This is a genomic window from Brevibacterium sp. CCUG 69071 (assembly GCF_021023135.1).
GTDB lineage: Bacteria > Actinomycetota > Actinomycetes > Actinomycetales > Brevibacteriaceae > Brevibacterium.
On the sequence record NZ_PGFV01000002.1, the window covers coordinates 435,148 to 459,638 of the forward strand.

A 24,491-nucleotide genomic window follows, 5' to 3' on the forward strand; every position below is an offset into this window, starting at 1 on the left:
GTCGTGAGGGCAAGCTGGAGAGAGGCGGCACAGAACAATAGTATCGGCTCAGGTTCTCACCCGCTCTGAGGCCGCTCTGAGCGTTTGCTCCGCAGGCGAAGGTGCATGTATATTTGATTGTCGTTGTGTGTGTCCGTCGTGTTCCCTTACATAGCCTCACGCGTTGCAGGCCCGTAGGTGAGGGGAAGCCCCGCGACAGACAGACCCGATCGAAGACAATCAGTGTCACGACCCATCTACCTCACGACTCGGTGAGCCGATGACACTGCACCAGAAGATACGAAAAGAAGGCTACTTTTGCGTACGTACACACCCAAGCCCGGTGACATCGAGCGCCAGTGGCACGTCGTTGACGCCACTGACCAGGTGCTCGGTCGCCTTGCCTCGCAGGTTGCACGCCTCCTGCGCGGCAAGCACAAGACCACCTTTGCTCCTCATGTCGACACCGGTGACTTCGTCATCATCATCAACGCCGACAAGGTTGCGTTGACCGGTGCGAAGCTCGAACAGAAGCGCGCTTACCGTCACTCGGGTTACCCGGGCGGCCTCAAAAGCGTCAACTACGCCGAGCTTCTCGCCACCAACCCCGAGCGCGCAGTCGAGAAGGCTGTCGCCGGTATGGTTCCGAAGACCCGTCTCGGACGTGCCCAGATGCAGAAGCTGAAGGTCTACACGGGTGGAGAGCACCCGCACGCCGCTCAGAATCCGCAGCCGTACGAACTCAGCCAGGTCGCGCAGTAAGCGCTTCCCTAGCTCAAGACATACCGAGGAGAACCGTGGCTGAAGAAACCACCACCGCGACAGAGACTGTCGACGAACCCATCGCAACCGAATACACCTCAGAGACTCCCGCCTCCGCCGGCCTCGGCGAAGCCACCGCTGGTGGACGCGGACAGTCGCTGACCGCTCCCGGCAACGGAGTCGGCCGTCGCAAGCAGGCAATTGCTCGCGTCCGCCTGATCCCGGGCTCCGGCGAGTGGACCATCAACGGACGCACTCTCGAAGAGTACTTCCCGAACAAGCTGCACCAGCAGCTCGTCAACGAGCCCTTCACCCTGCTGGACCTCGAAGGACGTTTCGACGTCGTCGTGCGCATCTCCGGCGGCGGACCCTCCGGCCAGGCCGGTGCCGTCCGACTGGGCATCGCTCGCTCGCTCAATCAGATCGATGCGGAATCCAACCGCGCCGAGCTGAAGAAGGCAGGCTACCTACGCCGCGACGCCCGCGTCCCCGAGCGCAAGAAGGCCGGTCTCAAGAAGGCCCGCAAGGCACCTCAGTTCTCGAAGCGCTGATTTCGCTGCCCGACCGACTGCGGCTGGTCTGCCGCTGAGTCGCAGTCATCGACAGCTGCGCCCGATGAACACCGCAGTGCGGCCCCGATACGATTTCGGGGCCGCATTTCGCGCATTCATCCTCAATCTCCACGGCCTCGGCGTCGGCATCGACTAACATCGACCCGAGATCGACGAAAGGACTCCCATGTCTCGACTCTTCGGCACTGACGGCGTGCGCGGACTGGCTAACCGCGACATCTCCGCGAAACTCGCCCTCCAGCTCTCGGTAGCGGGCTCTCGGGTGCTCAGCCGCAATTGGTCCGGCGAGAAGCGGCCCTTCGCCGTCGTCGGTCGTGACACCCGAGTCTCCGGCGAGTTCCTCTCGGCCGCGATCAGTGCAGGGATCGCCTCGGCGGGTGTCGATGTCCTCGATGCGGGAATGCTCCCGACCCCCGGCATCGCCAGCGTCGTCAAGGACACCGGCGCGGCCTTCGGCGTCGTCATCTCCGCCTCCCACAACCCGATGCCGGACAACGGCATCAAGTTCTTCGCAGCCGGGGGCACCAAGCTCGACGATGCCGTTGAGGATGAGATCCTGGCCGTCCTCGATGAGGACTGGGAACGACCCACCGGCGCCGCTGTCGGTCGGATCGCCCGCTACCCGGCGGCCGCCGACGAATACACCGAGCAGCTTGTGCGCTCCCTCGATGCTGAGGGAACCCGTCCGCTCTCGGGCCTCAAGGTCGTCGTCGATTGCGCCCACGGCGCGGCCTCGATCGTCGGCCCGGCCGCACTGCGTCAGGCCGGAGCCGAAGTCATCGTCTCCGCCGCCGAACCCGATGGCTTCAACATCAACGACGGGGTCGGATCGACCCACCTCGAACCCCTGCAGCGCCTCGTCGTCGAGACGCAGTCCGACCTGGGTGTGGCCTTCGACGGAGATGCCGACCGCTGCCTGGCCGTGGACTCCCTGGGGCGTGTGATCAACGGCGACCAGCTGATGGGGATTCTCGCGATCGGGCTCAAGGAGCTCGGCGAGCTCAAAGGCAACACCCTTGTGACCACGGTGATGTCGAACATCGGGCTCAAGCAGGCCATGGACCGGTACTCGATCGAGACCGTGCAGACCTCGGTCGGTGACCGGTACGTGCTCGAGCGGATGCTCGCCGACGGCTATGTCCTCGGTGGGGAGCAGTCGGGGCATGTGCTCATGCTCGACCATGGGAGCACCGGCGACGGAGTGCAGACCGCGCTGCACCTGATGAAGCGGATGGCCGATGCGAAGCGGACCCTGGCCGATCTCGCCGCCGAGATCCCGCAGCTGCCGCAGGCCCTGGTCAACGTCAAAGGCGTCGACAAGAACAACGTCTCCCACCCCGAGGTGGCCGCCGAGGTCACCGCGGTCGAGACCGAGCTCGCCGGCTCCGGTCGCGTGCTGCTGCGGGCCTCGGGAACCGAACCGCTCATCCGCGTGATGGTCGAGGCCGAGACCGAGGACGCCGCCCAGGCCCAGGCCGAACGCCTCGCCGCCACCGTCAAGGAGCACCTCGCGCTGTAGGGTCCGCGGGGTGGTCCGCCGTTCGGGTTCGTAGACCCGGCGCGGTTGCCCGTTCCCACTCGAGACGGCCACAGCGCTCGGCTCTGCAACCCTTGCGAGGCGCCCGCAGCGCTCGATCAATGCGAAGCTCGAAAAAGTCGTCACCAGTGACGACTTTTTCGAGATTTGTGCTGACTGAGCGACGAACTCTTCGACGGCGTGTTGATTCTCAACTTTTGCGTTGCTTCTCGGCTAGGTTCGGCGCCTTCGCGGCTCGACACGAAGCGCATCCGCGCGGCCTGTGACCTGAAGTGGCCACTTTTCCACAGCCCCGTTTCTCACCCTTGCCGAGGGTCGCCTCCAACGAGCATGCTTGGCGCATGTTCACATGCCTGACTTCCGCCGAACTCAGGGCCGCCGGACTGAGTTCGTAACAGGTGAATCTGGCCGGGCGGTGCTGTCTGCGCAGAGTCCGCCGAGGTGTCTACGTCGTCACGAAAGTCTGTGAGGATCCAGCGCATCGCTTCGTGTCGAGGGTCGCCGCGGCACCGACGACAGACCTTCCGAGAGAATCGTCTGGAATGCGCAAGCGAGGCGAAGACCTACGGATTCTCGTGAGGTCGTATGTCGGCGATCTGCCGCCCGGCGCTACGTTCTCCCACCGCAGTGCGCTGATCGTCCACGGTCTGCCGATTCCCTACTTCGAGAACGGCGAAGCCCTTCGCGTCGAGGTGATGCATCCGGGATGTGGCGTGCGACGGCGAGCCATCCACATCAGAAAAAGGTCGCTTGGTGACGACGAAGTGACCGAGGTCGAGAGCATCCGCGTCACCTCGCTGCTGAGGACTCTCTTCGACCTCGCGCGCGACAGTCCGCTGGCATTCGCCGTTGCCGTCGTGGACACGGCGATTCGTCGATCTCTCATAACGGTAGACGAATTGGAGGAGTTCTGTTCCGGTCGTGCGATCAGGACACGCGGCGCACGGGTTCGAAGAGTGCTCGACACTGTCGACGGGCGGCGCGAATCCGTGGCCGAGTCGATCAGCGCCGTGTGCTTCCTCGAGTACTCCGTTCCAGGATTCGAACCGCAGGTCGAGATACGTGACGAGAACGGCAACTTCGTCGCACGGACCGATTTCGCGAATGAGGGAGCTCGGGTGATCGCGGAATTCGACGGCGCAGGAAAGTACTATCTGGAGGGAACCGATCCGAAGGAGGCGTTCGAGCTCGAACGGAAGCGCGAATACCTTCTCCGCAATCTGGGCTATATGGTCTTCCGCCTCACCTGGGCGGACCTTTTTCGGGCCGATCTCTCTCTGCGCATCAGGGCAGCTGTCGCGCAACGGGCGAAGCGGTGAGTCTGAGCGCAGATCGCCGGCACGCAGGAACACGAGCTCGCACGAACGTCATCACCGTCACCGAGGCGGAGGAAATAGAAACGCCAGCCAAACAGTTGCACTGAGTGCACAGTTTGAATCTCCCACAGGAGGCGATGCGCCTTCGCCCGGCACCCCGCAACAGTGATCCCTGCGCGGCAGAGGTGGACCGGGCAGCAGAAAGAGGCCGACCATGAGTCTGCAAGCAGCCCATAGAGTGATGCGCACCTCGGTGACCAGTCAGAAGACTCCACAGACAGCGATCCAGCCGGGAACCTACCGCCGGATCGCCTCATACGCATCCAGACACAAGAAGAAGCTCGCTGTCTTCCTCACCCTCTCGGTCGGCTCGGCCGGAATCGGTGTGCTCAACCCGGTGCTCGCCGGTGACGTGGTCAACGCCATCACCGGCGGCGGACCTGTCGCCACCGTCGTGTGGCTGGCCGTGGCGATCGGGGCGCTGGCGATCGCCGATGCCGGGATCAGCATCTCCAACCGGTACCTGTCCTCTCAGATCGGGGAGGGCCTCATCTTCGACCTGCGCACCGCGGTCTACGACCACGTGCAGTCGATGCCGATCGCCTTCTTCAACCGAACCCGCACCGGTGCGCTGGTCTCTCGTCTCAACACGGATGTTATCGGCGCCCAGCGGGCCTTCTCCAACACGCTCTCGGGCATCGTGTCGAACTTCGTCTCCCTGGTCCTGACCGTAGGAGTGATGGTCACCATCTCCTGGCAGGTCACCGTCATGTCGATCCTGCTGCTGCCGCTGTTCATCATCCCCACGAAGATGCTCAGCGGCAAGCTCGCCTCCCTCCAGTTCCAAGCCGCCGACAACAGTGCAAACATGTCGACGCGGATGACGGAGAGGTTCTCCGCAGGAGGCGCGACGCTGGTCAAACTCTTCGGCAACCCGAAGACGGAGAACGATGAGTTCTCGGATCGGGCGGCCCAGGTCCGCGACATCGGCGTCAAGGTTGCGATGCTGCAGTCGACCTTCGTCTCCTCACTGACACTGGTGTCGGCCCTGGCCCTCGCGCTGGTCTACGGTATCGGCGGTGCCCAAGCGGTGCTCGGCCACCTCAACGCCGGACAGGTCGTCACTTTGGCTCTGCTGCTCACCCGTCTCTACACCCCGCTGACGATGCTGGCCAATGCGCGCCTGGACATCATGAGTGCCGTCGTCAGCTTCCAGCGCGTGTTCGAGATACTCGACCTCGTGCCCCTGATCAAGGAGCCGAAGACGCCGAAGGCCCTGCCCCGAGGCGGACTCGACGTGAAGTTCACAGGTGTCGACTTCGCGTACCCGAGCGCCGAGCAGGTCAGCCTCGCGAGCCTCGAGGACGTCTCGGTCCTCGATTCGAGGGGAGGGGACGAGGTCCTGCATTCGCTCGACTTCACGATTCCCGCTGGGCAGACGGTCGCCCTCGTCGGGTCATCCGGAGCCGGCAAATCGACGATCGCCTCGCTGCTGCCCAGACTCTATGACGTCACCTCGGGGTCGATCACGATCGGCGGAGTCGACGTCCGGGACCTCAGCTTCGAGACTCTCCGGAAGAACGTCGGAGTAGTCACTCAGGACGGGCACGTCTTCCACGAGTCCATCCGCGCGAACCTGGCTCTGGCGAAGCCTGAGGCCACCGATGCGCAGATGATCGATGCGCTCGAGCGGGCCCGGCTGCATGATGTCATCGCGGGCCTTCCCGATGGACTCGACACCGTCGTCGGTGAGCGCGGTTACCGCCTCTCCGGGGGAGAGCGCCAGCGACTGACGATCGCCAGGATGCTGTTGGCCGCCCCGGAGATCGTGGTTCTCGACGAGGCCACCTCGGCGCTGGATTCGACGAACGAAGCCGCCATCCAACAGGCATTGGCGCAGGCGATGAGCGGGCGCACGGCACTGGTCATCGCGCACCGACTCTCGACGATCCGGCAGGCCGATGCGATCCTCGTCGTCGAGGCCGGCCGCATCGTCGAATCGGGCACCCATGAGGAGCTCGTCGCACGGGGCGGGCGCTACGCCGAGCTCTACGCCACTCAGTTCTCAGCGAGCTGAGGCCCCGGGGCTCACGTGCGGAGCGGCCCGGCAGCTCGCAGCCGGGTCGGGTTGGGCCGCTCCGGCTGGGGCGCGACGGGGCGCTCCGGGCTGAACGGTGTCGGTGATCTCGCTGCGGCGTTGCCCCGAGGGTGCTCGATCAACGCGAAAGCGCAACATCAACGCTGCGGCGACTTTTCTCGGCCGTCCTGCAACGCGAAGCTCAGCTCAGCTCATCGCCGAACCAGACCCGGAAGCCCCCAGGCGCCGAGGCGGTCGGACCACTCCGAAGACGAGCATTCCGATCAGGGGCAGCAGGGGCCAGATCCAGGTGACGCCGTTCGCGCCGACCATGCCGACATCGGCCATCACTGCCAGGCCCGCGCAGATCGTCGCCGAGGCGGCGATCGGCATCCACACCGGAGGTGCCGCACGCTCATCGGCGGCGGGGGATTCGAACCGTCCGAAGATGAGCACGAGCACCCCGGTGATCGCCAGCAGCACGAGCGCCCACAGCGGCCGGGTCAGCCACCACACTCCGCTCAGCGGAGTCGGCAGGAGCGCATCGGCTCCGAGATCGATGAGCACATGGGCGAGCAGTGTCAGGGCGGTGAGATGCCAGAGGAACCAGGTCATGATCCGCTGGTTGACCATGACGGTGAGCAGCCACAGGGCCGGCCACCGCAGCAGTCGGGCGAGCGGCCGCTGCAGCATAAGCACGATGCCGGCCTGCGTCATCCCGAGGAACGCCATGGTCACCCGAGTCGGACTCGAATTCGAGATCGCATCCGTGCCCGCGGTGATCATCGAGACCGGATAGGGCCCGAAGCCGACGAGCAGCCCCAGTCCGAGCGCCCCGATGGCGAAGAGCAGCAGGCAGCGTCGCAAACTCGTCAGGCGTCCGTCGAGCCAGGCGTAGCCGAACTGGTGGAAGCTCGCCCACACGAGCAGGTAGTTCGGATAGCCCAGCAGCGGACTCTCGGTGAGAATGCTCAGGGCATCGATGGCACCGGCCGCTCCGATGCCGACCACGATCGACCACCAGCCCCACTTCTCCCACAGCACGAGGCAGCCGGGAGCGACGATGACGACGAGCAGATAGGCGGCGAGGAACCAGGTCGGGACCAGGGCCATCTGCGAGGCCAGCTGCACCGCGGACGGCGCGGCACCGGCGGCCAGGGCGATGACGCAGGTGACCAGCCAGGTCAGAAGCAACGGGATGAGCGGCAGGCCCAGCCGACGCAGACGCGTGCGCAGCCACTGAGCATAGCCGAGCTGCTTGCGTCTGGCCGAGCGCCAGGACAGGGCATTCGAGTAGCCGCCGACGAGGAAGAAGATCGGCATCACCTGGAACACCCAGGTCAGCGGGTGCGTCCACCGGGCCTCATCGAGGAGCCCGTGAGGTTCGATGCCGCCGGCGGCGCTGACGGCGATGATCGTCCAATGTCCGAGCACGACGACGGTGATCGCGGCGGCTCGGAGGAAGTCGACCTCACGGCTGCGGAACTCGGGGGTGGCCTCATCGACCTTGCGGGCCTGGGCGAGGAAGGACTGGGGCATCGGCAGGCTCACAGCTTCCGCAGCTGGACCTTGCGGATTGTGTGATCCGCAGACTTGTGGAGCACGAGGTCCGCGCGACCCCGGCTGGGTTGGACGTTCTCCCGCAGGTTCGGGAAGTTGATCGAGTCCCAGATCTCCGTGGACAGGGTCACCGCCTCCTCGTCGCTGAGCTTCGAATACCGGTGGAAGTACGAGTCGGGGTCCTGGAAGGCCCCTTCTTTGAGTTTGAGGAAGCGGGAGATGTACCACTCGCGGATGTCCTTCGACCTCGCATCGACATAGACGGAGAAGTCGAAGTAGTCGCTGATCGACAGCCCCAGGGTGCCGTCGCTGCGCGGTCGGGCGGGCTGGAGGACGTTGAGCCCTTCGACGATGAGGACATCGGGGGACCGGACGACCACCTCGGCGCCGGGCACGATGTCATAGGTGTGGTGGGAGTACACGGGGGCGCGCACCTCGGGGGCACCGGCCTTGATCGCGGAGATGAACTTCAGCAGCTTCCGCCGATCGTAGGATTCGGGGAATCCCTTCCGCCCGACGAGGCGGCGCCGTTCGAGTTCGGCATTGGGGTAGAGGAAGCCGTCGGTGGTGATCAGCTCGACCCGCGGGGTATCGGGCCAGCGGGCGAGGAGCTCGCGGAGCACTCGCGCGGTCGTCGATTTGCCCACGGCCACGGACCCGGCCACACCGATGACGAAGGGCGTGCGCTTGGCCTCCTGCGGTTCGAGCCCACGTTCGTGGAGGGGGGAGAAGAACTCCCGGGTCAGGTCGTGCTTGGCCCGGCGGGCGGAGACGTAGAGGTTGAGCAGGCGGGACAGGGGCAGGTACACCTGGGCCACCTCGTCGAGGTTGATCCGGTCGCCGAGACCGCGCAGACGTTCGATATCGCGCTGCTTCAGCGGCAGGGGAGTGGCCTGGGCGAGCGTTCCCCAGACCTCACGATCGAACTCCCAGAACGGGGAGGTCGGTTCGGACTCGGCGCGACGTCCGGTGTTGAGTCCGGCGAGGCGGCGCGCACGATCAAGTTGGGGGTCGACATGACTCATGGGCTCAATTGTGTCATGCGTCATGGTCCCGGATTCGCCGAGGTGGGGCCGGGCAGTGGGCGGATGTCGAGCCGGTGACCCGCCGAGGTGGTGCCTCGGGCGCGTACGGGTGGGCCCGCGGGCGCGCGCTCGCGCGTGGCTTCGGTCACGGTGGGACTACCGCGGTCGTGGCGATGCGGTCGGAATTGACTCGATTGCGTAGAATTCGACTCATGTGTGGAATCGTTGGCTATGTATCCAAGGCACCCGTCGCCGGTGCCGATCACACGGCGCTCGACGTCGTGCTCGGCGGGCTCAAGAGGCTCGAATATCGCGGCTATGACTCGGCCGGGGTCGCGCTCGTCACCGATGACGGTGAACTCTCCTCGGCGAAGAAAGCCGGAAAGTTCTCGGCCCTGACCGAGGAGATCGAGGCGAACCCGCTGCCCGCCGCGCAGACCGGCATCGGCCACACCCGGTGGGCCACCCACGGCGGACCCACCGACGTCAATGCGCACCCGCACCTGGCCGACGGCGGCAGGCTGGCGCTGATCCACAACGGCATCATCGAGAACTTCGCGCACCTGAAGAAGGACCTCGTCGCCGAGGGCGTCGAATTCCTCTCCGAAACCGACACCGAGGTGGCCGCCGCCCAGCTGGCCAAGAACTACCGGGCCACCGGTGACCTGACCGCGGCGATGCGCGCCACCGCCGCCCAGCTCGAAGGCGCCTTCACCCTGCTCGCCGTCCACGCCGACGCTCCCGGACAGGTTGTGGCCGCACGCCGCAACTCCCCGCTGGTCATCGGCCTCGGCGAGGGCGAGAACTTCCTCGGCTCCGACGTCGCCGCCTTCATCGACTACACTCGCACCGCCGTCGAAATCGGTCAGGACGAAGTCGTCACCATCACCCCCGATTCCGTGGTCATCACGGATCTCGAGGGCACTGAGGTCGAGGGCGAGAGGTTCGAGGTCGATTGGGACACCGCCGCCGCGGAGAAGGGCGGCTTCGCCTCCTTCATGGACAAGGAGATCCACGACCAGCCGCAGGCCGTCGCCGACACCCTGCTCGGCCGCCTCGACACCGAGGGCCGACTGACCCTTGACGAGATGCACATCGACGAGGCCGTGCTCAAGTCCATCGACAAGATCGTCGTCATCGCCTGCGGCACCGCCGCCTACGCCGGTCAGGTCGCGAAGTACGCGATCGAGCACTGGTGCCGGATCCCCACCGAGGTCGAACTCGCCCACGAGTTCCGCTATCGGGATCCGGTCGTGAACGAGAAGACCCTCGTCGTCGCGATCTCCCAGTCGGGGGAGACCATGGACACGATCATGGCCGTGCGTCACGCCCGCCAGCAGGGGGCGAAGGTCATCGCCATCTGCAACACCTTCGGTTCGACGATTCCCCGCGAATCCGATGCCGCCCTCTACACCCACGCCGGTCCGGAGATCGCCGTGGCCTCGACCAAGGCGTTCCTGTCCCAGGTCGTCGCCTGCTATCTCCTCGGGCTCTACCTCGCGCAGCTGCGCGGGAACAAGTTCCGTGACGAGATCGGCGTGATCCTCTCCGAGCTCCAGTCGATTCCGGAGAAGATCCAGCGCGTCCTCGACGAAGGCAAGGAGCAGGTCCTGGCTCTGGCCCGCCGCAGCCAGGACGTCGACTCGGTGCTGTTCCTCGGCCGCCACGTCGGCTACCCGGTGGCGATGGAGGGTGCGCTCAAGCTCAAGGAGCTCGCCTACATCCACGCCGAGGGCTTCGCCGCCGGTGAACTCAAGCACGGTCCGATCGCGCTCATCGACGACGGCCAGCTCGTCATCATCGTCGTGCCCTCCAAGCGCGGCCGTGATTCCCTGCACGCCAAGGTCATCTCCAACATCCAGGAGGTCCGGGCCCGCGGTGCGAACACCGTGGTCATCGCCGAGGAGGGGGATGAGGAAGTCCGCGAGTTCGCCTCGGAGGTCATCTACGTTCCCGAGACCACGACGCTCATGGCGCCGCTGTTGACGACGGTTCCGCTGCAGATCTTCGCCATGGAACTCGCCACGGCCAAAGGCCTCGACGTCGATCAGCCGCGCAACCTCGCGAAGTCCGTCACCGTCGAGTAGGGGTCGCAATGGCCATTCTGGGGATCGGCACCGACATCGCCGATGTGCCGCGCTTCGCCGAGCACATCGAGCGGGTGCCGGAACTCCTCGACCGTCTGCTCACCCCTGCCGAGCAGCTCAAACGCAACGGGAAGCGCCGTACGGACGCCTCCTTGGCGGCGCGGTTCTCCGCCAAGGAGGCGCTGAAGAAGGCGATCGGCTTCCCCGGCTGGCTGCCCTGGCAGTCCGCCGAGGTGGTTCCCGCTCGATCGGGTGCGCCGAGCTTCCGGCTGCGTGGGCTCGTGCTCGAGCATTTCCACCGCATCGGGGGGACCAACATCCACCTCTCGATCACCCATGATGCGAACCTGACGATGACCTTCGTCATCGTCGAAGGCGAAGGCCCGTCGCTGAGCCCCGGGGTCGAGGGCGATACGGAGCACTTCGGGCACACGCTCTACCCGAGGTGAAAGCCGAATCCAGGGCGCCGCGGGAGGTCCCGGTGTCCGGACCCGGGCACCACCTCGGCGAGGTCGGTCTTAGACTCTGACCATGAGCTCTCTTTCCACGACCGGCACGACTGACGCCACCGACACGACCGACACTGACACGGCCGCCACCGACACTGCCGCGACCGCAGCCACCGCCACATCGCCGGGTATCCACCTGCCGACCGCCGAGGACGCCGCGGACATCGCCCCCGGACTGGTCACCCTGCGCCGTACCCTGCATGAGAACGTCGAGGTCGGCCTCGACCTGCCGACCACGCAGAAGCTCGTCCTCGAGGCCATCGAAGGACTCGACATCGAGGTGACGAAGGGCAACGGACTCTCCTCTCTCACCGTCGTCCTCCGCGGGGGTCAGCGTGCCGAAGACTCGTCCGGGGTCGTACCCGCCGTGTTGCTGCGTGGGGACATGGACGGACTGCCCGTCACCGAGGCGACCGGCTTCGACTTCGCGGCCACCTCGGGACGGATGCACGCCTGCGGCCACGACCTGCACACGGCCGGTCTGGTCGGAGCGCTTAAGCTCCTCCACCGTGACCGGGACTCCCTTCCCGGGGACGTGGTGTTCATGTTCCAGCCCGGCGAAGAAGGCTACGACGGGGCCGGGAAGATGATCGCCGAGGGCATCCTCGACGCCGCCGGACCCCGGGTCAAGGCAGCCTACGGTCTCCATGTCTCCGCCGATCAGGACCTCGGCGTGGCCACCAGCCGCAGGGGCTCCTATATGGCCGCCTTCGCCAAGATGACCATCATCGTCCGCGGCAAGGGCACTCACGCCTCCCGCCCGGCCACCGGGCGGGACCCGATCCAGGTCGGTGCCATGCTCGTCGGGCAGCTGCAGGAGTATGTGACCAGGCGATTCGACATCTTCGACCCGCTGGTCATCACCGTCGGTCAGTTCAACGGCGGCACCGCCTCGAACGTCATCCCCGACTTCGCAGAGCTGGTCGTCTCGGTCCGCACCTTCTCCGAGACCGTCACCGCCCGCGCCGAGGCGGAATTGCCGCAGTTGGTCACAGAACTCGTCGCCGCGCACGGGCTCGACGCCGAGGTCGACTATGAGGCCATCCTGCCGCCGACGATCAACGACGCCGCGGAGGCGGACTTCTTCCTCGACACCTTCGCCGAGCTCTTCGGTCCCGAACGTGCACAGGTGCGACCCAACCCGCTGCCCGGCTCCGAAGACTTCTCCCGAGTCCTTGACGAGGTGCCCGGCGCCTACGGCCACTTCGGTGTGGCCCTGCCCAATCTGCCCGTCGAGGAACGCGAAGCCAACCATTCCCCGCGCGCCCGCCACAGCGACGAAGGCCTGGCCGACCATGCCCTCTTCCTCGCCCATCTCGCCGGACGCAAGCTCGCACAGCTGGCCGAACAGTAGGCCGGCAGGGTTGAGCCGGTGTGAGTGACGAGCAGTGAGAAGGACCAGCCGATGACAGTATTCGCCTACCCCAGCACCATCATCCGTGATGCCGAAGGCCCCCTCCTTGAGCAGGGCATCCCGCTCATGGCCCGTGCGGCTCGAGCGCTCGCGAACGTCTGCCTCGAGCAGCTTCGCCACAGGCGCGGGCTCATCACCGGGGCCAGGGTGTGCGTGCTCGCCGGTCCCGGCAACAACGCCGGGGGCGCTCTCTTCGCCGCCGCCGCGCTGCGACGACGCGGGGTGCGGGTCACCGTCGTCACCCTGTTCGACCGCACCCACGACGACGGACTTGCCGCGGCACGCAGAGCCGGCGCCGAGGTGATCGACCACACCGCAGATGCCCCTTCCGTCCGTGCCGAGATCCTCCGCGAACTGGCTCGTGCCGATCTCGTCCTCGACGGGATTCTGGGCACCGGAGGTCGGCGCGGACTGCCCGACCACCTCGCCGCCCTGATCCGCGAATGGCGTGAGGCCGAGACAGTGTCGGAGTCCCAGCCCGGGGCCGAGACAGTGGCCCAGACCCGGGCCGAATCGCGGGCCCTCGTCATCTCCGTCGACACCCCCTCCGATCTCGACCCGGAACCCGAAGGAGCGGACCGGCGAATCCACGCCGATCACACCGTGACCTTCGGCGGCCTCAAGGCCGAACTCATCGATCCGCGGGTCGCCGAGTTCACCGGTTCGATCCATGTCATCGACATCGGCCTCGACCTCGACCCGGACCTCGCCGCCGCGGAGGTGCTCGACGTCGCTGATCTCCGGGCCGAATATCCCCGCCCTGAGCAGGACGGATACAAATACTCCCGCGGTGTCGCCGGGGTCCTCGCCGGCTCCGAGTACTACCCCGGGGCGGGGGTGCTCACGACCACCTCGGCGGTGAATTCCGGGGTCGGGATGGTCCGATACCTCGGTTCCGAACTGGTCGCGGAGCCGATCATCGGCATCCACGCCGAGGTGGTCAACGCCTCGGGTCGGGTCGACTCGATCGTCATGGGCCCGGGCGACCCGGAATCCGAATACGTCCAGGCCGCCGTCGATGCCCTGGCGGAGACGACGATCCCGGTCGTTCTCGACGCCGGAGCCCTCGACATGGTCGCCCGCGTCGAATCCATGCAGGGCACCTGGCTGGCGGGGCGTCCGGTCATCCTCACCCCGCACGCCGGCGAGCTGGCCAGACTGCTCAGCCGCCTCCTCGGCGAGATCATCACCTCGACCCGAATCACCGCCGATCCCGTCGGCTGGGCGCGGGAGGCGGCCCGGGTGACCGGAATGATCGTGCTCCTCAAAGGCCACCGTACGGTGATCGCCGCCCCCGACGGCTACTGCGTCCTCCCCGCACCCGGTCCGGCGAGCCTCGCCACCGCCGGGTCCGGGGATGTGCTCGCCGGCATCCTCGGGGGACTCGCGGCCGTCATCGGTGCGCAGGGACGGCAGTCCGCCGACGAACAGGTCCTTTCGGCCAGGGACTGGGCGCACATCGCGGGACTGGGTGTGCTCATCCACAACTGCGCAGGGCGCCGGGCGATCAACGCCGGGCAGCTCGCCGATGCCGTCGCCGAGGTGGTCACCGAGCTCATCCACGGAGGTGACCGGCGCGACCGGCCGGGACCCGCGAACGGTATTCTGGACCGGTGACATCTACCCAGACACCCGCGGCGCTCGTCCGTGCCGAGATCGACGTGGCAGCGCTGCAGGCCAATGCCGCGCTGCTGGCCGAACGTCTCGCGCCGGCCCGCCTCAAATGCGTGGTCAAAGCCAACGCCTACGGCCACGGCGTCGACATCATCGCCCCCGCGCTCTTCGCCGCCGGCCACCGCGAGTTCTGCGTGGCCACCATCGCCGAAGCCCTCGAGCTGCGGGAGATCCTGGGGGCAGAGGCGACCATCCTCGCCTGGCTCTACGGACCCACCACTGATCTCGGCGCGGCTCTGCTGGCCGGTATCGAGCTGGGCGTCTCGACGATCGACGCCCTCGACCGGCTGCAGGCCGCGGCCGAACGCACCGGCGCCACGGCCCGCATCCACTTCAAGATCGACACCGGGCTGGGGCGTAACGGCCTCATTCCCACCGATTTCGCTCTCGCTCTCACCCGCTTGCAGGCGTTGGCGGATAAGACCGGGGACGTGAACCCGCCGCCCCTGACCGTCGTGGGCATCATGAGCCATTTCGCCGTCGCCGATGAACCCGAACGCCCGGAGACCGCCGCCCAGACTGCGGTCTTCGACACCGCCCACCGGGAGCTCACCGCCGTTCTCGACGCTGCGGAGGGTCGCCTCGGCGAGTCTTCCGGACTCGATGTGCACATCGCGAACTCACCGGCGGCCCTGACCTTGGGACCCTGCCCCGGGACTTCTGCCAGGGTGGGGCTCTCGCTGTACGGACTCTCGCCACTCGACGATGGGGATGCGGAGACGCTCGGCCTCCGGCCGGTCATGCGGCTGGTCTCCTCCGTCATCAATCTCAAGGACATCCCTCCAGGTCACGGGGCCTCTTACGGGCTGACGTTCACCGCCGAGGCGGATACCCGGTTCGCGCTCGTGCCCGGGGGATACGGTGACGGCATTCCCCGTTCGGCGTCGAACCGCGCCGAGGTGGCCATCCGCGGCCGCAGGCATCCCGTCGTCGGTCGGGTGGCCATGGACCAGATGATCGTCGACATCGGAGGCGCCGAGGCGGCGATCGGCGATGAAGTCGTGATCTTCGGCCCCGACGGTCCCAGCGCCGCCGAATGGGGTGCGTGGGCGGACACCATTAACTACGAGATCGTCACTCGCATCAGCGCTCGGGTCGACCGGGTCGAAGCTGGCCGGGTCGAGGTCGGTCGCGTCGGGGACGAGGTCGGCCGATGAGACTCCACGTCGGATCCCTGAGACAGATGCGCACCTTCGCCGAGGCGCTCGCCGGGCATCTGCAGGCCGGTGACCTGCTCATCCTCACCGGCAACCTCGGTGCCGGGAAGACGACGTTCACCCAGTCGTTGGGTCGGGCGCTGGGCGTGGCCGGGCGGATCACCTCGCCGACTTTCATCATCGCCCGTGAGCATCCCTCTTTCAGCGGTGGACCGGCGCTCGTCCATGTCGACGCCTACCGGCTCTCCGATGCGGAGGAGCTCGGCGACCTCGATCTCGATTCGGAGCTCGAGGAGTCGATCACCGTCGTCGAATGGGGTGCCGGTTTCGCCGAACAGCTGAGCACGGACTATCTGCAGCTGACGATCACTCCGGCCTGGGCGGAGGTCGCGGTGGACTTCGCGAACGATGCAGACCTCGCGGACGATCCGGAACTCGAGGACGAACGGCGGAGCATCGACATCCTCGGTCACGGATCCGGTTGGGACGAACGGCTGGACCGATTGGGTGCGAGTCTCGCGGAGCTCTTCGAGCTCGAGGCGAACGCCGACCGGACCGGCGGCACGGACACTGGCCCAGACCCTGACAAGGACACTGACACTGACAAGGACAGAGCATGATCATCCTCGGCATCGACACTTCGCAGTCGGCTTCGGTGGCCCTCGTCGACTCCGAATCGGGCGAGGTGCTGGCCGCCGAGCATGCCGATGACCAGCGCCGACACCTCGAGTTCATCGGCCCCGCTTTGGCATCCGTGCTCTCCGCGGGCTCGAGTCCCGAACTCGTCGTCACCGGAATCGGTCCCGGCCCCTTCACCGGACTGCGCGTCGGCATCGCCGCGGGCATCGCGGTCGGGCAGGCTCGCCGGATCCCGGTGTCTGGTCTCCTCTCCCAGGCCGCGATCGTCGAGGAGCTGCGGCGGAGGGAGACCGCGGAAGCCGCCGATCCGATCGCCACTGTTCGGGGCGCGGCCCCGGCACGGCCGGTGCTCATCGCCTGCGACGCCAGGCGCAAAGAGGTCTACTTCAGCGTCTACGAGGCGTCTGATGCATCCCTGGTCGCGGGTCCCTTCGTCGCCAAACCCGCCGAGGTCCCCACAGTGCTCGCCGACCACGGATACTCACCGACCGCCATTACCGACCGCTTCGGGCGGGGCATTCTGCTCTATCCGGACGAGCTCGGCACCGGAATTGAGCCGGCGATTCTCGACCCCCGAGCCGAACATCTCGCCTTCGCGGCTGCCCGAGAGCTCGCGGCCGGGCGTGAACTGCCCGATCCGGTCCCCGAATACCTGCGTGAGCCCGATGCGAAGGCGAGTCCGACCCGACAGAGCTCGCTGAGATGACCCGGACGCGCTCATGAATACGACCATGACGATCGACGAACTCCACTGGTGGGATCTGACGGAGATCGCCGAGCACGACGCGCGGATCTTCGGCCCCACCGCCTGGACCCTCGGCTACTACTGGGCGGTCATGGCGCAGAACGGAACGGCCATGTTCAAGGCCGGAACCTCCTCGGAGGGTTCAGGCTCGACGGAGTCAGGTTCGACGGGTTCGGACTCGACTGCAGATGAGGCCCTGGCCGGGTGGGTCGTGATGTCGTGCGCCGGGGGAGAGGCCGACCTGATGACGATCGCCACCACCGAGGCGGCGCGGGGGCAGGGCGTCGGCCGCGCCCTCCTGGACACCGGCCTCGACTGGGCGAGGATCCAGGGTGCCGAGGTGGTCCACCTCGAGGTCGACGAACGCAACGCATCCGCCAGGGCGCTCTATACCTCGCACGGTTTCGAAGAGTGGGGGAGACGTCCCGACTACTATCCGGGTGCCGATGCCGTTCTCATGAGGGCGCGGCTGTAGCCGAGGACCGCGCTCGCGCACGGACGAAGACGCAGGAACGGAAGACAGAGAAGCGGCATACAGAGAAGCGGCCGAGATGCATTTAGCATCTCGGCCGCTGAAGTTCTCTTCGCCGGCGCTGCGGGTCGGGCTGCGCCGAGGGTCAGGGGTCGCTGCGGTTCAGGCGTCAGGGACGACCGGGGATCAGGGCGTCAGGGACGACCAGGGGGCGGAGCCAGTTAGGCGACGGTTGCCGTCGGCCGTTCCGTGGTCGCGGTCAGCTCGGCGAGGAGTTCGCCGTTGAGCTTGAACGCAGTCATCGTCTCGTCGATGACGATCTGCTCGTCACCGCCGGTGCCGGCGATCTCATTGAGACGGAGACGGTAGTCGTCCTTGTACGGCTTGGTCTTGCCGATCTCGGTGAAATCCCAGATGGTCAGGGTCGAAGCGGGCAGACCGTAGTGGCGACCCATGAGGGCACCGATGGCCTGACCGCCGGAGAGATCCCCGAGGTAGCGGGTGTAATGGTGGGCGATGACCTGTTCGGGTTGTGTGAGGCTGGACAAATGCGCCGCATAGGCCTCGGCGCTGCGGGTCACGGGCAGGGCGCCGCCGCCGAGCTCGCGCAGATCGGCGAGAATGCGGTCGTAACGGCACAGGCCCGCATTGTGGAAGGGTACGAAGATCGGATCGGCGGCGAATTCGCGCGACTTCTGCTCGAGAGCGTCGTAGATGACTTCGTACTGCTTGAGCAGAAGCGCATAGGCGTCAGCATTCAGCCGACCTTCCATGAGGTCGACCATGAAATTGGTGTGCTCAACCTCGTCGTGGATCGTGGCGGTGCTGCTCTTGAGGCGAGCGGAGAATGGTTCAGTCATGATGTTTCCTCGTTGAGAGATCGGCGATCCGAATCTCGGTTCGCGAAATGATGGCTGGTGTGGGTCCGTCCCGGTGCGATGCCGAGGCACCGCACCGGGACGGACCCTGACTCACTACATGACTCGTTGCGCGTCCAGTTTAGCGCTTGCGCATCCGGGTGAACATGACGGACGCTGCACCCAGCGCGATCAGTCCCGCTGCGATCGGCAGGGTGATCAGGTCGGTACCGGTGCGGGGGAGGTTCCCGCCGCCGGAGCCGCCGCTGGTCGAACCGCCGGAGCCGCCCGAGGACGAGCCCTCGGCGCCCGAACCGGCACCGTTGTCGGAACCGGAGGCGTCAGCCTCAGCGCCGTTGTCGGAGCCTGAAGCGTCAGCCTCGGCGCCGTCCTCGGATCCGTCAGCTGCACCGGCGGAATCAGAGCCGCCTTCTGCACCGTCGGACGAGCCGTTGGCGTCGTCATCGGCGGCCTCATCCTCGTTCACCGTGACGGTGAACTCGGCGGGGTCCGAAGGAACCCCCTCGACCGTGGCGATGGCCGAGTAGGCGTAGGTGCCCTTGGCGCTCGGAGCCTTGGTCGAGAAGTTGCCCTCATCATCGGCGGTCACCGTGACATTGTCCTCAGCCGGGACACTGTCATCAGCCTCAGCCGAGGCTGCGAACGTGCTGAGCTGAGTACCGGCGTTTTCGTCGGTTTCATTCTCGACGACCGGAGTCCAGGCCAGATTCACCTCGGAGTTCGGGGTGGCCTTGCCCTTGACGAGGCGGTCCGCGCCGACGGTCTGGTCAGCGACCTCAGGAGCGGCGGGCCGCTCCTCGTCACCATCGGACGAACCGTCGGAGTCGTCACCGTCGGCTGCGCCCTTGTCGTCGGCCTCGGCGGCATCCGCCGCGCCCTTGTCATCAGCTTCGCCTTCGGCGGCATCGGCTGCACCGTTGTCGCTGCCTTCGGCAGCGTCGGCCGCACCCTTGTCGTCGGCTTCACCTTCGCTGGCGTCGGCTGCACCGGTTTCGTCAGCTTCGGCCGCACCCTTGTCATCGGCTTCGGCACCGTCGGCTTCGCCTTCGGCAGCATCCGCCGCGCCCTTGTTGTCGGACTCTCCTTCAGCTGCATCGGCTGCGCCTTCGTCGGTACCTTCGGCACCGTCGTTGTCGCCTTCAGCAACATCGGCAGCACCGTCGTCACCGGCCTCTGCACCATCCGCCGCACCGTTGGCCTCAGCTTCTGCCTCGTCCTCGTCGCTCGGGAAGAGCGCTTCCTTCTGCTCGTCGGTGAGTTCGATGGCCGAGCGGTAGAGCTCGGCATCACCGGTGGGGAGACCATGAGCGACCCAGGTGAGGACGTCATAATCCTTGTCCTCAGAGAGTCCGGCAGTCTTCGCCGTCACGTCGACGTCGATCTTGCCGTCCTTGATCTGGAACGGAAGCACATACTGAGCAGCGGTCGCATTGTCCGCGGTGACGTCTGCGCTGGCGAGATCGCGATCGACGATCGCCGCATAGGCTCCCGCCGAGGGCTTTCCGGTGCTGGAATCGGGCAGGTTGTCGTAGCCTTCGCCCTTGACGTTGACGGTCAGCCCGTCCTCAGCGGTGGCTGTCTTCACCGAGTGCGAGGTCGAGACGTTCGGAGCAGGAGCCTGCGCGGTGTAGCCGACGGTGACCGGGTTCGTCTTCTTCCGGGGCTGGATCGACGTCTCGGCTCCGGCGGTCGTGTACCAGTACGAGTCCTGCCCGGTCTCGACGTTGTAGTCGATCCAGTCCTGAGGCATGGCGCCCCACCAGGATTCGTTGTCAGCGGTCTTCGGAGTCTGCGGATTGCGACCCGCGGTGTCCGTCTCTACGCCGAGGAAGTCCGGTGTGAACTCGAAGCCCTCGTCCGTGACGTCGACGGATCCCTTCTGGATCTCGACAACATCGCCTTCGACCGTTCCGAGCTTCTTCCAGATGCTCGGATCGTCCATGTCTGCACCGAAGCCGGAGTAGGTGCCGGTGATCGTGCCTTTGCCGTCCTTGACCTCGAGCTTCGGGTCGCTGATGCTCCAGTAGGTCATGCCGCCGTAGTAGGAGAAGGTCCATGACCCTTCCCACTGGATCGAAGCGTTGTCACTCTCTGGGTCGACGGTGCCGGAGCCATTGGAGATCTCCACGTGGTCACCGGTGTGGTTGTTCGCGGCCTGGGCGTTGACCTTGCCGTTGACCTTCTCCCCATCGCCGTCGACGCACCGGTTCTCGAAGTTCGACAAGTCCCCGGTGGTCTTCTTGATGGAGGTGTTGCCATCGACGAAGTTGCCATCGCCATCGACCGGATAGACCTTTCCGGCGTCCGCGGCGGTCCAGATTCGCGAGCTGCCCGCGTCTCCGGCGGTGCCGGCGACGAGGAAGTTGCACCCACCGAAGTAGGCACCGCCGGTGGATTCGTCGTTGACCGACCAGCTGAACACAGCGTCGTCGACGGTCTTGTCGACTGCGCCGAATGCCGGGGCCGTCATGCCCATCGCCAGCAGACCGGTGGTTGCCGCAACAGCGGCCCCGGCCGCCAGCGGCGATGTGATGCGCCGTGCTCGGGAAGCACTCGCGCGCGCACTCCTGTGCGTCATAGATTCTCCTCAGTTTTTGCGTGTTACACGGCGATGAGCTCGTGTGCCCAGGCACCTGAACCGATCCTGGATTCATCATCAGCAGAAGTTGTGGATTTGCTGAACATTAAATAGACTACACAGTCATAACCTAAAAAGACAAGGCGAGCCTCACTTATTAATGGGTAGCCTTGCCTTAATCACGTGACTTTCTAAGATTCTCGAGTAACTCATGCCGAAGTGGAAGATGCGGAAGACGGTGCGCAGCCGTTCCTTCCGCAGAACCGCCTGGATCTCAGGCGGTCTGGTACTGGCGGTCCTGCTGTGGAACAACGGGATCCACAACATCGGATCGATCAACGCCCAAGGTGAGGCCGACTGCCAACAGCCGCCTGCACGGTCGACGCCGAATATGCCCGACGTCTCCGACGTCGATACATCGAAACTGCCGGACCCGACCGAGATCAAAGGGCAGACCACGGCATACACCCAGGCCGGAGAGATTCCGCCGGTCTCCGACACCGCGGCTCACGAAGCAAATCTGCCGGTCACCGTCAAGAGCAACGACGGGCCCGGGCAGACCGTGGAGAAGACCGACCGCATCCTCGCGATGAACCAGAACGGCGGAATCGCCGCCGCGGTGGTCGGCCTCGGGCTCGGTTGCAACCTCGTCGGCCGCGACATCGCCACCGACTTCACCCAGCTCGTCCCCGGTGCCGAACAGCTTCCGCTGATCACGCAGGGCGGTCATGAAATCAACGCCGAGGCGGTGCTTGCGCTCTCGCCCGATGTGATCCTCACCGACACGACGATCGGCCCCTATGACGCTCAGCTGCAGCTGCGCAATGCCGGAATCCCCGTGATCTTCATCTCCTCGTCCTATTCCGAGGGAGTCCGCTCGGCCGGCCCGCAGATCCGAGAGGTCGCCGATGCCCTCGGCGTCCCCGATCTCGGCAACAAGCTCGCCGAGCGCACCGTGATGGAGATCGACGAGACGAAGAAGGCCGTGGAGAAGCTGGCCCCGGAGGACCCGTCGGACCGACCGCGCACGGTGTTCCTCTACCTGCGCGGCAGCATCTACTACTGGTTCGGTGTCGGCTCGGGAGCTGACTCGCTCATCCAATCCGTCTCCGCCCGCGACGTCGCCGCCGAAGTCGGATTCGAAGGCATGTCCCCGACGAACTCCGAAGCCCTGATCAAGGCCGCACCCGACGTCATCATCGTGATGACGCTCGGACTCGCCTCGGTGGGCGGAATCGACAAGGCCCTCGAACTGCCTGGCATCAAACAGACTCCGGCGGGCAAGAACCGACGGCTCGTCGACATGAGCGACTACGAGGTGATGAGCTTCGGACCCCGTTCGGCCCAGGTACTCGCGGCACTGGGCACCGCGATCTACGCACCCGAGCTCGCCTACCATCCGGACCATCCTCCGGCATCCATCGACAAGCGTCTGAAAGAGATCAATGAAGAACTGGAAGAGGACGAGGCATGAGTGAGTCCACCGAGACCCGGGACCTGCCTCTGCGCCGCTCCGGGCGACACCTCGACCAGACTTCGGGCGGCGACGGACGTTCCCCGGCAGACCCGACAGCGCAGCTCGATGCCGCACCGGATGCCCGGGATCTCGACCTCGGTCAGATCCGAGGTCGACGCACCGCACGGGCGGGAACCGTGTTCCTCGTCCTGTTCATCGCACTCATCGCGGCCTGCGTGCTCTCGGCGGCGATCGGCCAGCTCTTCATCCCTCCGCAGGAGGTGATCGGCTCCCTCCTGAACAAGGTCGGCATCGACTGGCTGCCCGGTCCGAGCCATGACTTCGGCGAAGAGGCCCTCTGGCAGGTCCGCTTCCCCCGAGTGATCATGACCATCCTCGTCGGCGCCGCTCTGGCGGTGGCCGGGTCGATGATGCAGGGTGTCTTCGGCAACCCCCTGGCCGAGCCCGGCGTCGTCGGAGTCTCCTCCGGCGCCGCAGTCGGTGCCAGCGCCTCGATCCTCTTCGGCTGGTCCTTCCTCGGCGCCTTCACCACCCCGGCCTTCGCCTTCGCCAGCGGTCTGATTACGACGTTCATCGTCTACACGGTCTCTCGTTCGCAGGGGCGCACCGAGGTGATCACCCTCGTGCTCACCGGTGTCGCCGTCAACGCCATCGCCGGCGCTGCGATCGCCTACATCACCTTCGCCGCCCCCACCTCGGCGCGGGAGCAGATCGTGTTCTGGCAGATGGGCAGCTTCAACGGCAGCCTGTGGTCCCAGGTCGGACTCATCCTGCCGCTCATCGTCTTCGGCATCATCATCGCCCAGACCCTGGCCCCGGGCCTCGACATCCTCTCCCTCGGTGAGAAGAGCGCCCGTCACGTCGGCATCAACGTCGAACGGCTGCGGATCATCGTCATGGCCGTCGTCGCCCTGCTAGTCTCCGCCGCGGTCGCGTTCTGCGGGATCATCGCCTTCGTCGGTCTCGTCGTCCCGCACATCATCCGCATGATCATCGGCCCGGGCCACCGACTCCTGCTGCCCGCCAGCGTGCTCGGCGGTGCGGTGCTGCTGGCGATCGCGGACCTCGCGGCAAGGACCCTCGTCGAATTCGCCGACCTGCCCATCGGCATGCTCACCTCCCTGGTGGGCGGGCCGTTCTTCTTCTACCTGATCAGACGCAGCCGCAAAGAATCCGGAGGTTGGGCATGAGCGTCATCTCTCTCACCCGTTCACAGGCCCGCCGACCGAACTATCCCGTTCCGGGCCAGGCCATCATCTCCGTGCGCGGAGCCGCGGTCAGCTTCGGTGACAGGCAGATCCTCAAGGGAATCGACCTCGACATCAACTGCGGTGAGGTCCTCGCCGTCGTCGGTCCCAACGGCGCCGGCAAATCGACTCTGGTCAACGTCGTCACCGCCGATGTCGAACTCGATGCGGGCAAGGTCTTCATCGACGACGAGGTGGAGTACTCCTGGTCGACTCGGGAGCTGGCGATGCGTCGGGCCGTCCTGCTCCAGGACATCGGACTGGCCTTCCCCTTCACCGTCCTCGAGGTCGTCGAGATGGGCCGCTCCCCGTGGGCGGGCATGCGCGAATCCCGACACGATGACCTCATCGTCTCCGGAGCCATGTCCCGCACCGAGACGGTGCAGTTCGCGGCCCGCAAGTTCACCTCTCTGTCCGGCGGTGAGAAGGCCCTTGTGGCTCTGGCCCGTGTGCTTGCTCAGGCGACCCCGGCGCTGCTGCTCGACGAACCGACAGCGCCGATGGACATCCGCCATCAGGAGCTCGTCCTCCAGCAGGCCCGCGACTACGCCGCGACCGGCGGAGCCGTGGTCATCATCGTCCACAACCTCGACCTCGCCGGAGCCTACGCCGACCGGATCGCCATGGTCTCCCAAGGATCGATCATCGCCCAGGGCCCACCCACCGAGGTGCTCACCGCCGACCTCATCAGCGAGGTCTACGACTACCCCGTGACAATCGTTGCCGACCCGAACACCGGAGCACCGCTGGTCGTGCCCGTGCGAGCCGGTCGAAAGGACAGCTGAC

At 66.2% G+C, this 24,491-nt stretch carries 20 protein-coding genes; 16 read left to right on the top strand and 4 right to left on the bottom strand.

All coding sequences use genetic code 11. From position 1 onward, the window contains the following. The first annotated feature begins 297 nt into the window (after nucleotides 1-297). The 5 genes from rplM to CV023_RS07245 all read left to right on the top strand — a co-directional run bounded on the left by rplM (nucleotide 298) and on the right by CV023_RS07245 (nucleotide 6,243). Nucleotides 298-741, top strand: a complete 444-nt coding sequence (rplM, locus tag CV023_RS07225) for a 50S ribosomal protein L13 (RefSeq protein ID WP_230744797.1) — start codon at nucleotides 298-300, stop codon at nucleotides 739-741. Between the two features lie 35 nt (nucleotides 742-776). Beyond that, complete coding sequence (rpsI, locus tag CV023_RS07230; RefSeq protein ID WP_230744798.1) at nucleotides 777-1,292, top strand: 30S ribosomal protein S9; 516 nt, start codon at nucleotides 777-779, stop codon at nucleotides 1,290-1,292. A 187-nt stretch (nucleotides 1,293-1,479) separates the two neighbouring features. Next, nucleotides 1,480-2,832, top strand: coding sequence for a phosphoglucosamine mutase (gene glmM, locus CV023_RS07235; RefSeq protein WP_230744799.1), 1,353 nt, complete (start codon nucleotides 1,480-1,482; stop codon nucleotides 2,830-2,832). A 593-nt stretch (nucleotides 2,833-3,425) separates the two neighbouring features. Continuing rightward, the gene (locus CV023_RS07240) at nucleotides 3,426-4,169 is read left to right on the top strand and encodes a hypothetical protein (protein ID WP_230744800.1); all 744 of its coding nucleotides are present in this window, start codon (nucleotides 3,426-3,428) and stop codon (nucleotides 4,167-4,169) included. 211 nt (nucleotides 4,170-4,380) lie between these two features. After that, complete coding sequence (locus CV023_RS07245) at nucleotides 4,381-6,243, top strand: ABC transporter ATP-binding protein (RefSeq protein WP_230744801.1); 1,863 nt, start codon at nucleotides 4,381-4,383, stop codon at nucleotides 6,241-6,243. A 207-nt stretch (nucleotides 6,244-6,450) separates the two neighbouring features. Here the strand turns inward: CV023_RS07245 and CV023_RS07250 are convergent, their stop codons facing one another. Continuing rightward, the gene (locus CV023_RS07250; RefSeq protein WP_230744802.1) at nucleotides 6,451-7,782 is read right to left on the bottom strand and encodes an acyltransferase family protein; all 1,332 of its coding nucleotides are present in this window, start codon (nucleotides 7,780-7,782) and stop codon (nucleotides 6,451-6,453) included. An 8-nt stretch (nucleotides 7,783-7,790) separates the two neighbouring features. Further along, the gene (gene coaA / locus CV023_RS07255; protein ID WP_230744803.1) at nucleotides 7,791-8,828 is read right to left on the bottom strand and encodes a type I pantothenate kinase; all 1,038 of its coding nucleotides are present in this window, start codon (nucleotides 8,826-8,828) and stop codon (nucleotides 7,791-7,793) included. 212 nt (nucleotides 8,829-9,040) lie between these two features. Between coaA and glmS the strand changes: the two genes are divergently transcribed. The 8 genes from glmS (at nucleotide 9,041) to CV023_RS07295 (ending at nucleotide 17,528) form a co-directional block, all read left to right on the top strand. Continuing rightward, entirely contained in the window at nucleotides 9,041-10,915 is a 1,875-nt protein-coding gene (glmS, locus tag CV023_RS07260) for a glutamine--fructose-6-phosphate transaminase (isomerizing) (RefSeq protein ID WP_230744804.1), read from the top strand. A gap of 8 nt (nucleotides 10,916-10,923) precedes the next feature. Next, complete coding sequence (locus tag CV023_RS07265) at nucleotides 10,924-11,364, top strand: holo-ACP synthase (protein ID WP_230744805.1); 441 nt, start codon at nucleotides 10,924-10,926, stop codon at nucleotides 11,362-11,364. A gap of 82 nt (nucleotides 11,365-11,446) precedes the next feature. Continuing rightward, nucleotides 11,447-12,778, top strand: a complete 1,332-nt coding sequence (locus CV023_RS07270; protein WP_230744806.1) for a M20 metallopeptidase family protein — start codon at nucleotides 11,447-11,449, stop codon at nucleotides 12,776-12,778. A 51-nt stretch (nucleotides 12,779-12,829) separates the two neighbouring features. After that, nucleotides 12,830-14,455, top strand: coding sequence for a bifunctional ADP-dependent NAD(P)H-hydrate dehydratase/NAD(P)H-hydrate epimerase (locus tag CV023_RS07275; protein WP_230744807.1), 1,626 nt, complete (start codon nucleotides 12,830-12,832; stop codon nucleotides 14,453-14,455). Further along, entirely contained in the window at nucleotides 14,452-15,669 is a 1,218-nt protein-coding gene (gene alr / locus CV023_RS07280; protein ID WP_230744808.1) for an alanine racemase, read from the top strand. Before CV023_RS07275 ends, alr begins: the two co-directional genes overlap by 4 nt. Then, nucleotides 15,666-16,289 carry a tRNA (adenosine(37)-N6)-threonylcarbamoyltransferase complex ATPase subunit type 1 TsaE gene (gene tsaE / locus CV023_RS07285; protein WP_230744809.1) on the top strand — a complete coding sequence of 208 codons (624 nt, stop codon included), beginning with the start codon at nucleotides 15,666-15,668 and terminating at the stop codon, nucleotides 16,287-16,289. The genes alr and tsaE overlap by 4 nt, the downstream gene beginning before the upstream one ends. Further along, nucleotides 16,286-17,014: a tRNA (adenosine(37)-N6)-threonylcarbamoyltransferase complex dimerization subunit type 1 TsaB gene (gene tsaB, locus CV023_RS07290; RefSeq protein WP_230744810.1), complete on the top strand. Its 729-nt coding sequence runs from the start codon at nucleotides 16,286-16,288 to the stop codon at nucleotides 17,012-17,014. Before tsaE ends, tsaB begins: the two co-directional genes overlap by 4 nt. Nucleotides 17,015-17,027: 13 nt before the next feature. Then, the gene (locus CV023_RS07295; RefSeq protein ID WP_230744811.1) at nucleotides 17,028-17,528 is read left to right on the top strand and encodes a GNAT family N-acetyltransferase; all 501 of its coding nucleotides are present in this window, start codon (nucleotides 17,028-17,030) and stop codon (nucleotides 17,526-17,528) included. A 218-nt stretch (nucleotides 17,529-17,746) separates the two neighbouring features. Here CV023_RS07295 and CV023_RS07300 read toward each other — a convergent pair whose 3' ends face one another. Continuing rightward, nucleotides 17,747-18,385 (bottom strand): biliverdin-producing heme oxygenase, encoded by a 639-nt coding sequence (locus CV023_RS07300; protein WP_230744812.1) that lies wholly within the window; start codon nucleotides 18,383-18,385, stop codon nucleotides 17,747-17,749. Nucleotides 18,386-18,524: 139 nt separating this feature from the next. Next, complete coding sequence (locus CV023_RS07305) at nucleotides 18,525-20,981, bottom strand: HtaA domain-containing protein (protein ID WP_230744813.1); 2,457 nt, start codon at nucleotides 20,979-20,981, stop codon at nucleotides 18,525-18,527. 211 nt (nucleotides 20,982-21,192) lie between these two features. Between CV023_RS07305 and CV023_RS07310 the strand changes: the two genes are divergently transcribed. Genes CV023_RS07310 through CV023_RS07320 form a run of 3 tightly spaced genes read left to right on the top strand, consistent with a single transcriptional unit; the run spans nucleotide 21,193 to nucleotide 24,490 of the window. Next, complete coding sequence (locus CV023_RS07310; RefSeq protein WP_230744814.1) at nucleotides 21,193-22,455, top strand: heme/hemin ABC transporter substrate-binding protein; 1,263 nt, start codon at nucleotides 21,193-21,195, stop codon at nucleotides 22,453-22,455. Continuing rightward, nucleotides 22,452-23,648, top strand: a complete 1,197-nt coding sequence (locus CV023_RS07315) for a FecCD family ABC transporter permease (RefSeq protein WP_230744815.1) — start codon at nucleotides 22,452-22,454, stop codon at nucleotides 23,646-23,648. The genes CV023_RS07310 and CV023_RS07315 overlap by 4 nt, the downstream gene beginning before the upstream one ends. Further along, nucleotides 23,645-24,490: a heme ABC transporter ATP-binding protein gene (locus tag CV023_RS07320; RefSeq protein WP_230744816.1), complete on the top strand. Its 846-nt coding sequence runs from the start codon at nucleotides 23,645-23,647 to the stop codon at nucleotides 24,488-24,490. The genes CV023_RS07315 and CV023_RS07320 overlap by 4 nt, the downstream gene beginning before the upstream one ends. Nucleotide 24,491: the final 1 nt, after the last annotated feature.

What these genes read in the sequence shown, in the direction of transcription:
- CV023_RS07320 (WP_230744816.1), top strand. Translation starts at nt 23,645, where the DNA reads ATGAGCGTCATCTCTCTCACCCGTTCACAGGCCCGCCGACCGAACTAT.
- CV023_RS07265 (WP_230744805.1), top strand. Translation starts at nt 10,924, where the DNA reads ATGGCCATTCTGGGGATCGGCACCGACATCGCCGATGTGCCGCGCTTC.
- CV023_RS07250 (WP_230744802.1), bottom strand. Translation starts at nt 7,782, where the DNA reads ATGCCCCAGTCCTTCCTCGCCCAGGCCCGCAAGGTCGATGAGGCCACC.
- CV023_RS07275 (WP_230744807.1), top strand. Translation starts at nt 12,830, where the DNA reads ATGACAGTATTCGCCTACCCCAGCACCATCATCCGTGATGCCGAAGGC.
- glmM (WP_230744799.1), top strand. Translation starts at nt 1,480, where the DNA reads ATGTCTCGACTCTTCGGCACTGACGGCGTGCGCGGACTGGCTAACCGC.
- CV023_RS07315 (WP_230744815.1), top strand. Translation starts at nt 22,452, where the DNA reads ATGAGTGAGTCCACCGAGACCCGGGACCTGCCTCTGCGCCGCTCCGGG.
- tsaE (WP_230744809.1), top strand. Translation starts at nt 15,666, where the DNA reads ATGAGACTCCACGTCGGATCCCTGAGACAGATGCGCACCTTCGCCGAG.
- CV023_RS07305 (WP_230744813.1), bottom strand. Translation starts at nt 20,981, where the DNA reads ATGACGCACAGGAGTGCGCGCGCGAGTGCTTCCCGAGCACGGCGCATC.
- glmS (WP_230744804.1), top strand. Translation starts at nt 9,041, where the DNA reads ATGTGTGGAATCGTTGGCTATGTATCCAAGGCACCCGTCGCCGGTGCC.
- CV023_RS07270 (WP_230744806.1), top strand. Translation starts at nt 11,447, where the DNA reads ATGAGCTCTCTTTCCACGACCGGCACGACTGACGCCACCGACACGACC.
- tsaB (WP_230744810.1), top strand. Translation starts at nt 16,286, where the DNA reads ATGATCATCCTCGGCATCGACACTTCGCAGTCGGCTTCGGTGGCCCTC.
- CV023_RS07295 (WP_230744811.1), top strand. Translation starts at nt 17,028, where the DNA reads ATGAATACGACCATGACGATCGACGAACTCCACTGGTGGGATCTGACG.
- CV023_RS07245 (WP_230744801.1), top strand. Translation starts at nt 4,381, where the DNA reads ATGAGTCTGCAAGCAGCCCATAGAGTGATGCGCACCTCGGTGACCAGT.
- CV023_RS07310 (WP_230744814.1), top strand. Translation starts at nt 21,193, where the DNA reads ATGCCGAAGTGGAAGATGCGGAAGACGGTGCGCAGCCGTTCCTTCCGC.
- coaA (WP_230744803.1), bottom strand. Translation starts at nt 8,828, where the DNA reads ATGAGTCATGTCGACCCCCAACTTGATCGTGCGCGCCGCCTCGCCGGA.
- CV023_RS07300 (WP_230744812.1), bottom strand. Translation starts at nt 18,385, where the DNA reads ATGACTGAACCATTCTCCGCTCGCCTCAAGAGCAGCACCGCCACGATC.